This is a genomic window from Cyanobacteria bacterium GSL.Bin1, assembly GCA_009909085.1.
GTDB lineage: Bacteria > Cyanobacteriota > Cyanobacteriia > Cyanobacteriales > Rubidibacteraceae > Halothece.
Genome location: JAAANX010000051.1, coordinates 26056 through 36499, shown reverse-complemented (window position 1 = coordinate 36499; position 10444 = coordinate 26056). Strand labels below are relative to the sequence as shown.

General features: G+C 45.9%; 8 protein-coding genes and 1 pseudogene. 3 read left to right on the top strand and 6 right to left on the bottom strand.

Features of this window, described 5'->3' with window-relative positions; genetic code table 11:
- Nucleotides 1–172 precede the first annotated feature (172 nt).
- Nucleotides 173–694: a hypothetical protein gene (locus GVY04_05600; protein ID NBD15627.1), complete on the bottom strand. Its 522-nt coding sequence runs from the start codon at nucleotides 692–694 to the stop codon at nucleotides 173–175.
- A 99-nt stretch (nucleotides 695–793) separates the two neighbouring features.
- Here GVY04_05600 and GVY04_05595 point away from each other — a divergent pair, with 99 nt between their 5' ends.
- Nucleotides 794–1891, top strand: a complete 1098-nt coding sequence (locus tag GVY04_05595; GenBank protein ID NBD15626.1) for a glycosyltransferase — start codon at nucleotides 794–796, stop codon at nucleotides 1889–1891.
- 25 nt (nucleotides 1892–1916) lie between these two features.
- On the opposite strand, the gene GVY04_05590 is transcribed toward GVY04_05595, so the two are convergent.
- The gene (locus tag GVY04_05590; GenBank protein ID NBD15625.1) at nucleotides 1917–2306 is read right to left on the bottom strand and encodes a PIN domain-containing protein; all 390 of its coding nucleotides are present in this window, start codon (nucleotides 2304–2306) and stop codon (nucleotides 1917–1919) included.
- Nucleotides 2293–2538, bottom strand: coding sequence for an AbrB/MazE/SpoVT family DNA-binding domain-containing protein (locus GVY04_05585; GenBank protein ID NBD15624.1), 246 nt, complete (start codon nucleotides 2536–2538; stop codon nucleotides 2293–2295). The genes GVY04_05590 and GVY04_05585 overlap by 14 nt, the downstream gene beginning before the upstream one ends.
- 130 nt (nucleotides 2539–2668) lie before the next feature.
- Between GVY04_05585 and GVY04_05580 the strand changes: the two genes are divergently transcribed.
- Nucleotides 2669–4288, top strand: coding sequence for a DUF1957 domain-containing protein (locus GVY04_05580; protein NBD15623.1), 1620 nt, complete (start codon nucleotides 2669–2671; stop codon nucleotides 4286–4288).
- Here GVY04_05580 and GVY04_05575 read toward each other — a convergent pair.
- Nucleotides 4243–4692, bottom strand: a complete 450-nt coding sequence (locus GVY04_05575; GenBank protein ID NBD15622.1) for an NUDIX domain-containing protein — start codon at nucleotides 4690–4692, stop codon at nucleotides 4243–4245. The two genes, GVY04_05580 and GVY04_05575, sit on opposite strands and share 46 nt — an antisense overlap.
- A gap of 124 nt (nucleotides 4693–4816) precedes the next feature.
- Between GVY04_05575 and GVY04_05570 the strand changes: the two genes are divergently transcribed.
- Nucleotides 4817–5806, top strand: coding sequence for an NAD(P)H-dependent glycerol-3-phosphate dehydrogenase (locus GVY04_05570; GenBank protein ID NBD15621.1), 990 nt, complete (start codon nucleotides 4817–4819; stop codon nucleotides 5804–5806).
- Between the two features lie 60 nt (nucleotides 5807–5866).
- Here GVY04_05570 and GVY04_05565 read toward each other — a convergent pair.
- Both GVY04_05565 and GVY04_05560 read right to left on the bottom strand, forming a co-directional pair.
- Nucleotides 5867–5947, bottom strand: a pseudogene (locus GVY04_05565) (Uma2 family endonuclease).
- Nucleotides 5948–6043: 96 nt separating this feature from the next.
- Nucleotides 6044–10036: a magnesium chelatase subunit H gene (locus GVY04_05560; GenBank protein NBD15620.1), complete on the bottom strand. Its 3993-nt coding sequence runs from the start codon at nucleotides 10034–10036 to the stop codon at nucleotides 6044–6046.
- Between the last annotated feature and the right edge of the window lie 408 nt (nucleotides 10037–10444).

Genomic DNA, 10444 nt, shown 5'->3' with positions numbered 1-10444 from the left:
AAACCACGACTAGGAGGCGGGGCTTTCCTAAGGAGCTGTGGGCGGAATCGCATTCCGCCCTTTATAAGCTCCGTCCCATCAGCAGAGCTGAGGGTCTCCAGCCCCGAAGTAAAGATGAAAGATTGACTCCCTTTCCTTGACTTTCCTTTAACTGAAACTAACTCAAAAAAAATTACTGTTCAATTGGCGTTAAAGCACGAGGAAATGCATCGGCGCTAATACACTCTTCCAAGGCTGCAACTGGGTCAATCGTTGCTTCTTCTGCATTGGTTAAACCAATGACACAGTCCGAGTAACGGAGTGGGAGAATACTGCGACGACAATTTTCAACAATTAGTCCGGGATCATCAGCTTCCAAAAATTCATTGATATCGACCACACAAGTGGCTAGTTCTAAGGGGCGACGATCGCGATAGCAATTATATAAGCCTTCCTCTGCCGGAACACCCACCTCTTGGTTCATACTTAACACACATAAAGACAAATCTTTTGGACGTAGCGCATCGGCGCAAGCAGCAGAAGCTTCATCTGGAGATAGCCCTGCCTCTTGCAATTCCTCCGCACAAATTTCAAACTCGTCGCCAACCGCAGCTTGGAGGGGACGAGAGGGCGTTACCATAAAAAAGAGACCAGCTTGGAAGGCAGCGATCGCGCCAATGCGGGTGGTCCACTGCAATAAATTTAGGGGTTTCATCTTGTATCAGTTACCAATAAAATATGTTTTCTGAGTGTTATTCAAGTTCAAAATAACCTGAAAGTCAGCTAGACACAATTATTTTCCCAAAAAAATGCCATGACACAACCGTCTGAACCCCTTTCCTTACTGTTTCTCTCGACTCCTGTTGGCGCGTTAGGAACCGGAGAAGGCGGCGGTGTAGAATTAACCATTAAAAATCTGGCTCAAGATTTATTACAAACCCAACATCAGGTTAATATTCTTGCCCCCACTAGCTCCCATTTTGACAAGATTCCCATCACGCCGATTTCGGGTAATTTACAAATTCCAGCCCAAGGAGAGGGAAGAGACGCACCCATTCAACTTCCTGAGAACTCCGTTTTAGCCAATATGTGCGAGTATGCCCGGGAAGTGCAGTCAGACTACGACTTAATCGTTAACTTTGCCTATGACTGGCTGCCCTTTTACCTCACCCCCTTTTTCCAGACCCCGATCGCGCATTTTATTAGTATGGGTTCTATGAGTGAGGCAATTGATCAGATCATGAGCAAAACAATCACTCGCTTTCCGGGCAGTTTTGGCGTTTACACCCACACCCAAGCGGAAACCTTTCCCTTTGCTAATGCCTGTCGGTGTCTCAGTAGTGGTCTGGATTTATCGTTATATGAGTTTAGTGCCGAAAGTCAAGATTCTCTGGTTTGGTTGGGGCGCATTGCACCGGAAAAAGGCTTAGAAGATGCCGTTGCAGCCGTGCAAGAATTAGGCATTCCCCTCAAGATTTTCGGCTGGATGCAAGATGAAGACTACTGGAATGAAATTTGCACCCAGTATCCCAACGCCCCCATTGAATATGGCGGATTTTTATCAACTACTGCCTTACAACGAGAAATCGGTCAATGTCGTGCCTTATTGATGACCCCGCGTTGGGTGGAAGCCTTTGGCAATGTCGCCATTGAAGCCTTAGCCTGTGGGGTACCGGTCATTTCTTATCGTCGCGGCGGTCCCGCGGAAATTATTCGCGATGGTCAAACCGGATTTTTAGTGGAACCGGACAGTGTCGATGGGTTAGTCAAAGCCATTCATCGCCTTGATGAAATTGACCGTTGGGCGTGTCGTCAACAAGCGGAGGAAGACTATTCCTTATCCGCCTTGCGCGATCGCTTTTTAGTATGGTTTAAAGATCTTTTGCAGCGCGATCGGGTAACTCCTACTTAGATCTTCATCACAGTCAAATTCGCTTTTAATCCATCAGATCAAAACTAGACTCTCTTTTCAGCTTTCGATCAAAGGTTGCAATTTTATCACATCCTGCCTTTTGACAAATTGCACCAACTAAATAATCCGAAAAATCTGCTTTTCCTTTCTGAGTTCGCCGTAAAGCCTGATAGACAAGGGGACGGTTTTCAAACTCGAAAGCAGGGCTTTGCAGTATGGACTCTATTGTTGAGACAATGTCTTGTTTCGGGTATTGATAAGGCTTTCCTCTTAAAACCCAAACCAGTTCACACAGAACAATATTGGCAATAAAACAAGTTTCACCACTTTGGAGAATAAAAGTCGCCTTTTGCCATTGCTCTTCATTATCTTTGGTTAAATAACGAACCAGTAAATTTGTATCAATCCCAATCACTTGCCCCCTCCTGAATGGATTGTTCCATTTCTTCTATGGTTGCTGCTTTTATTCCAGGGCGATGAAGAATTCCAGAAAGAGTTTCAATGGGGACATTAATCGGGATCAGAGTAACTTGACCCTTTTCATCAAGTACAAAATCCACTTCACTTCCTGCTTCGATGTGAAGATAGTCTCGGATCACTTTTGGAATCGTAATTTGTCCTTTAGTAGTCAGTTTTGCAGTTGCCATCGTAATTTTTCTTACTTTATTTCCTTACTTGATTGTAAAACAATTTAGTTTCAAAATTTCTGGCTAGAGACATCTCTGTCCATCAGAGTTATAAAATAAAGGATAAGTATGTCTAGGGAAACATTAATTTATGGCTCTTGGTTACCTTGCACTTGTTTTACACGCTCACCTACCTTTTGTTCGTCATCCTGAAAGTGACTATGTTTTAGAGGAAGAGTGGTTGTTTGAGGCGATAACTGAAACCTATATTCCTCTTTTGCAAACGTTTGAGGAGTTAAAACAAGATGGCATTGAATTTAAACTGACCATGAGTATGACACCCCCTTTGGTGTCAATGCTACGAGATTCCTTTTTACAACAACGATATGATCGTCACCTGGCAAGATTGCAGGAATTGGCGGCAAAAGAACTGCAAAATAATGTCAATAATGGACATCTGCAATATTTAGCACAACACTACATTAACCAGTTTGCTCGGGTTCGCCGGACTTGGGAAAATTACCAGTGCGATCTGGTGAGTGCGTTCAAAGGCTTTCAAGATAGCAATAACTTGGAAATTATTACTTCGGCGGCGACGCATGGTTATCTCCCTTTAATGAAAATGTACCCGGAAGCCATACGAGCGCAAATTAAAATTGCTTGTGAACATTACGCAGAAAACTTTGGGTCGCAACCCCGAGGGATTTGGCTACCAGAATGTGCTTATTATGATGGGTTAGAACGTTTCATGGCCGATGCCGGATTACGCTATTTCCTCATGGATGGACATGGTATTTTATATGCAAGTCCGCGTCCTCGCTATGGCACCTATGCCCCCATTTATACCGAAACCGGAGTGGGAGCATTTGGGCGCGACCATGAATCATCGCAGCAGGTCTGGTCTTCGCAAGTGGGTTATCCGGGTGATCCCGTGTATCGCGAGTTTTATAAAGATTTAGGCTGGGAAGCGGAATATGAGTATATTAAACCTTACATCCTGCCCAATGGACAACGGAAAAACACAGGGATTAAATATCATAAAATTACCAGCCGCACCGCCGGGTTAGGAGAAAAGAAATTGTATGACCCTTACTGGGCAAGGGAAAAAGCAGCAGAACACGCCGGGAATTTTGTCTTTAATCGGGAACGGCAAATTGAGCATTTAGCCGGGATTATGCAGCGTCAACCATTAGTGGTGTCTCCCTATGATGCAGAGTTATTTGGTCATTGGTGGTATGAGGGTCCTTGGTTTGTAGATTATTTGATTCGTAAATCGTGGTACGACCAAGGAACTTATCAGATGGTGCATTTGGCGGAGTATCTCCGCTTGGAACCAGTGCAACAGGTGTGTAAACCCTCGCAGTCGAGTTGGGGCTACAAAGGTTTCCATGAATATTGGGTCAATGAAGCAAATGCTTGGATCTATCCCCATTTACACGAAGCAACGGAACGGATGATTGAATTGAGTCAGCGTCAAGCGCAAAATGAGTGGGAAGAACGGGCGTTGAATCAAGCAGCAAGAGAGTTATTGCTAGCGCAGTCTTCTGATTGGGCGTTTATTATGCGCACTGGAACCATGGTGCCTTATGCCGTGCGCCGAACGCGATCACATCTTAGACGGTTTAATAAACTCTATGATGAAATTATTGGCGAGACAATTGATCGCGCTTGGTTAGAAAAAGTGGAAAAAATCGATAATATTTTCCCTAATATCGACTATCAAGCTTATTCCCCCATTGAAGAACCCATTAAGTTGGGACGCCAACCATAATCTCGATAATGACGGTAATCTGTCAGAATTTTGTGGTGGTCAAAACATAGGTTTTCTGGCAGTTCCCACCGGTAAAAAACGTCCAAATTTTTAGCATCATCATCGGCTTGTGGCGTGCCGATCGCGCTGGCAAGAAACACAATGCTAATCGTGTGTTTGCGGCGGTCCCGCTGCGGATCGGAATAGACTTGAAACTGTTCAATGAGTTCAATGTTTAAGCCTGTTTCTTCTTTGGCTTCGCGTTTAGCTGCCGTTTCTACTGATTCGCCATAATCGACAAATCCCCCGGGAATTGCCCAACCGAAAGGGGGATTTTTTCGCTCAATTAAGACGATCGGTCGATGAGCGCGATTGCGCAATTCAATAATAATATCAACAGTGGGGACTGGATTACGATAAGACATTACTTTGTTATTTATTGTTTGTCATTCGTTATTTGTTGTTCACAGAGACATCAACTATATAATCAGGATAACAGGCGTTTACCGGTCATTAATTAAGACGAATCAATGATTAATTATTAAACCAATGGTTAATACAAAATCGCAACCGAATCATTTTACAGGAACTGAAGAAACGCCCCAAAAAATTACCACGGTTCTCGGGGCTGGGGCTTGGGGATCCACCTTAGCCGATGTCGCCGAACGCAGTGATCATCATGTGCGCTTATGGTCAAGACGGAGTGAAGAAAGCCTAGAATCGGTGATTCAAGACGCAGAAATTATCCTCTCTGCCATTTCCATGAAAGGTGTTACTTCAATTATTGATCGGGTCAAAACAATTGGCATTCCCGAACACGCCATCATTGTCACCGCCACTAAAGGGTTAGATCCTGAAACCACCCATACCCCCTCTCAACTCTGGCAAGAAGCGTTCCCCGATCATCCTGTGGTCGTTTTATCCGGTCCCAACTTGGCCAAAGAAATTCAGCAAAATCTTCCTGCAGCAACTGTCATGGCAAGTGAAGATGAAGCAGCAGCAGCAGCAGCCCAGGAAATGTTCGCTTGTGAGACATTCCGCGTTTATATTAATCCGGATCCGATTGGGACAGAATTAGGGGGAACGCTGAAAAATGTCATCGCGATCGCTGCTGGAGTCTGTGATGGCTTAAATTTAGGGACGAACGCGAAAGCCGCCCTTCTTACCCGCGCCCTTCCGGAAATGATCCGCATTGGTACTACCCTTGGTGCATCCACAGAAACCTTCTTTGGTTTATCCGGCTTAGGGGACTTGCTTGCCACTTGCGATAGTCCCTTATCGCGTAACTATCAAGTGGGGTATGGTCTAGCCCAAGGCAAGACTCTGGATGAAATCCTAGATCACTTAGAAGGAACAGCAGAAGGGGTCAACACCACACAAGTGCTTGTCCGTTTAGCTCGAAAGGAAGGCATCCCTGTCCCGATTTCGGCACAAGTGTATCGCCTCTTGAAAGGAAAATCAACCGCTCAGCAAGCGGTACAAGCCCTGATGGCGAGAGAACTGAAAGCAGAGTTTGATGACGATCTCTTTGATGATTAAGTATTATGGCAGGCGAGCTAACTTAGCGGAATTTCCGTAGGGTGATCGCGCCTCACCCCGAGACGCATCAGCTGCAAGAATCACCCCCTTCGGTAGCTCAAAGCCTGCGGAGGAATCAAAGGCAACTCCCAATATTTCGTTGGTTGGTTTTACCACAAATGAATGTAGAGGCGTTCCAGGGAACGTCTCTACAAACGGTATCGGTTTACCAGGAATTAAATCAAATTAATCCCACGTTTAGTCAATCCCTTCGATGCGGTCTTCTGCCTCCTGATATAATTCGCGCAGGCGATCGAGGTTTTCTTCGCTGGTTTCCCAATAGCCCCGTCCGTTAGCTTCCAACAGGGTCGTCACCATCCGGCGGAAAGAATTGGGGTTCAGGTTTAACAACCGTTCCTGCATTTCCTTATCTTTGATAAAGGTTTCGTTGGTATCTTCATACACCCAATTATCTACTGCACCAGCCGTTGCACTCCAGCCCATGGTATTAACGAGACGCTTGGATAATTCGCGCACGCCTTCATAACCATGACTCAGCATTCCCTCATACCATTTCGGGTTCAGCATTTTCGTCCGCGCATCTAGGCGCACTGTTTCGGAGAGGCTACGGACTTGGGCATTAGCCGTGGTGGTATCAGCGATGTAAGCTGCGGGTTGTTTGCCATCTTCCCGCAGACTGCTAACTACTTTGGTGGGGTCAGAATCAAAATAGTGGGAAACGTCGCTGAGACTGATTTCGGAAGAGTCCAAGTTTTGATAGGTGACATCGGCTGTTTTCAGTGCCGATTCAAAAATCTTGCGGTTTTCCTGCATAATGCCAGGGTTATCCGCATCAAAAGCGAAGGATTTCCGATTGAGATACATATCCCGTAACTCAGACTCGTCTTCCCAAGAACTGTTTTCAACGGCTAAGTTGACGTTCGAGGCATAAGAACCGGACGCATTGGAGAAGATGCGAGTAGCGGCTTGACGGAGATTAATACCGTTTTCTTCTGCCTGCTGCATGGCGTGCTTACGGACAAAGTTCATTTCTGGGGGTTCGTCGGCTTCTGCTGCCATTTTCACCCCTTGGTCTAACAGTGCCATTTGGTTAATGAACAGGTCACGGAAGACACCGGAACAGTTGACAACCACGTCGATGCGGGGACGACCCAGTTCTTCTAAGGGGATGAGTTCGAGTTTGTTAATCCGTCCCAAGGAGTCGGGAACGGGTTTCACCCCGATTAAGCAGAGAATTTGGGCGAGAGATTCGCCGTAGGTTTTGATGTTATCGGTTCCCCAAAGCACAGAGGCAATGGTTTCCGGGAGTTCACCCCCATTTTCTGCACGGTGACGGTCTAAGAGGCGATCAACAACCACTTTTGCTGATTGAACGGCGGCTGCGGTGGGAATGGACTGGGGATCAAGGGCGTGGATATTTTTCCCCGTCGGCAGAACATTGGGATTACGAATGGGATCACCACCGGGTCCAGGTAAGATATATTCCCCTTCTAACCCGCGCAAGAGTCCACCGAGTTCGTTATCGGCAACCACTTGTTGTAAGCAGAATTCGAGATATTCAAACAAGGGCTTCATTTTCTCGCGATCCACTTTGGTATAGCCGAGGTCATGGAGGGCTTTGACCCAAGGTTCTTTTTTGCCCATGTTGAAGAAGTTCAGTTTGGAAACTTGCGAGACTCGTCCGTTGGCATCGGCTTGGGCGTGAACCAAAGCAGCAACAGCATCTTGAACCGCACTGTTGATTTCTTGCAACAGTTGGACATCAGCTAAAACGCCTTTGTCGTTATTGCGGTAAATTTCATCGAGATCCCGTCCGATACTTTCGGCGATGGTGCGGGGTAAGCCTTGAATTTCTTCTTCTTCGCGATCGAGCGAGGCAATATTAACTAAGGTCGCAATGGCTTCTTCTGCGCTTGGGGGTTGTCCAATGACGTGCAAACCACAGGGCAACAGACGAGAAGAAATTTCCATTAGCTGCTTGTACAGCAAGCCCACCAGCGTATCCCGTTCTTCGGGACTCATTTCACTTGCATCTTTGTCAGGGATATCGACATCTTTATCCAGATTGACAATCCGCGCTTGATCCATGATGGTATTGACAATTTGAATCGCGCGACCATTATCTTTCAGGTTCTGATACGACCCGATCAAGTCTTGCAGTTCTTGCAGTCCTTTGTAGAGTCCCGCATTTTCTGCTGGTGGTGTGAGATAGGAAATGGTTTCGGCGTAACTGCGGCGTTTCGCGATCGTTGCCTCACTGGGGTTATTCGCTGCGTAGTAATAGAGGTTCGGAATGCTGCCAATGAGACTGTCGGGATAGCAATCTCCAGACATTCCCATTTGTTTACCAGGCATAAACTCCAGAGATCCGTGAGTTCCGAAGTGTAGCACGGCATCGGCACCCCAAACTTTTTCTAAGTAGGTGTAGTACGCAGCAAAGCCGTGGTGAGGAGAGGCGGAACGAGAGAAGAGGAGACGCATCGGGTCGCCTTCGTAGCCAAAGGTGGGTTGTACACCAATAAAGACGTTTCCGAAGTGTTTCCCGTAAATGAGGAGGTTCTCACCATCGCTGTTGAGTTCTCCTGGTGGTGGACCCCAGTTTTCATGGAGATTTTCGGAGTAGGGGGTGAGTCGTTCGTATTCGGGAACGGACATCCGATAAGCAATGTTTAACTCAGGGCTGGCATACTGGGCTTGTGCATCGTGCAATACCAATTCCATGAGTTCTTTCGGGGATTCAGGTAATTCTCCCACGTCGTAGCCGTTGTTACGGAGTCCTTGTAAGACTTCGTAGATGCTGCCAAAGACATCGAGATAGGCTGCTGTTCCGACGTTTCCTTTGTCAGGAGGGAAGCTGAAGACGGTGATGGCAACTTTTTTGTCTAGTTTGGGTTTACGGCGTAATTTTGCCCATTTCATGGCGCGTTGGGCAATCATTTCCACCCGGTCTTGCAGCGCGATCGCGCGACCGGTTGCCCCATCGCGTCCGGAGAGAATAATCGGTTCAATACCGCCATCGAGTTCAGGAATGGCAATTTGCAACGCCACTTGTACGGGATGCAAGCCTAACTCACTTTCTTCCCATTCTTCGGTGGTTTGGAAAACGAGCGGTAAAGCGACCATATAAGGGCGATTAATCCGTTTTAGAGATTCAATGGCTTTGGGATGGTCTTGACGGGCAGGACCGCCAACCAGGGCAAATCCGGTTAAGGAAACTACAGCATCCACAATCGGTAATGCTTCGACCCCTTTCGCTGCTGTATCCCAGAAAAATTCATCAACGGGTTTCGAGAAATCGAGTCCACCGGCAAAAATGGGAATCACTCTTGCGCCCATGGCTTCCAATTCAGAAACCACAGCCACATAATGGGCATCATCACTGGTAATCAAGTGCGTGCGCTGGAGAACTAACCCAATGCAAGGGGTTAATGGATCTTTGAGGTCATCTTTGATATCGGTTCGGCTGTTGTACCAACTGAGATACTCTTTGACATCCTCAAACATTTTTGGGGCGAGGGGATGCCAAATTCCCATATCAGGGTAAACAACGGGCTCAGAATATTTGACTTCTTCGTCTTTATTTTCTGTTTCTAAAACATATTTATCCGTCAGCATCAGTAAGAAGTTCTCTAAGTTATCTTGAGACCCCCCTAACCAATACTGAAAGGACAACATAAAGTTGCGGGCATCTTGGGCTTTATCTAAAGGCAGGTATTTTAAAACTTTCGGTAAGGTTTGCAAGAGTTTTAACATCCCATCTTGGAACGAAGCCCCCTGCTTTTCCTTACGTTTGCGCATAAATTGCGCGATCGCGCTTTTGCTTTGTCCCAGTTGCGCCATCGAGAAACTGCCCAATTTATTCAGGCGCATTACTTGGGGCATGGAGGGAAATACAATCGCAGCATCTAAGTTTTCGCGATGCGGTTCCACCGCCGCAACCACTTTATCTGCTAAATCTTCAATAAAAATTAATGAACCAATAAACAAGTTGGCTTGAGCCACATCACTCTTGAACGCTTCGTAATTTTCTGGATCACGAAGTTCTTCGATTAAATAACCGCTAATCTCGATCGCGACATTGGGATTATTAGCATTAATCGAGCGGACTGATGCTGAGAGGGCGCTCTGGTATTGAGGCTCAAGCACGACATAGACCACCTTAACCAAAGAACGATCCCCAATCGTATCCGGTTCAATGTGGCGAATGGTGGACTTGACGTTAGTGAACATTCACACTTTCTCCTTCAATGAGCAATGACTTCTTCGGACTGAATTCAAGGTTTGCAATTCGGGATTAGCCCTTCCAATTGCAGTACCCACTTGTGTTTTGTATCAAAAAATTGCCACTCAGCACAGGAATTCCCCTCAATTCGACATAATTTGACAAAAAACAAGAGACATTTTGTAATATTTCTTGACATATAAGAGAGCAATAACTTTAAATTTGTAAACTTTTGTAAAATAAATTCAATTCCTCAGGATTAAATTTTCTTTATTCTCGAGACATCTCCGATGCTGCTTAATTAAGATCAAATTTGGTTAATCTGCCACTAACTTTGTCAAAGTGGGAGAAAATAGTAATTTCATCCCTCTAAAAGAGAGGGTGATCATTAAATTCGGCTATAAGATAAGGAGTAA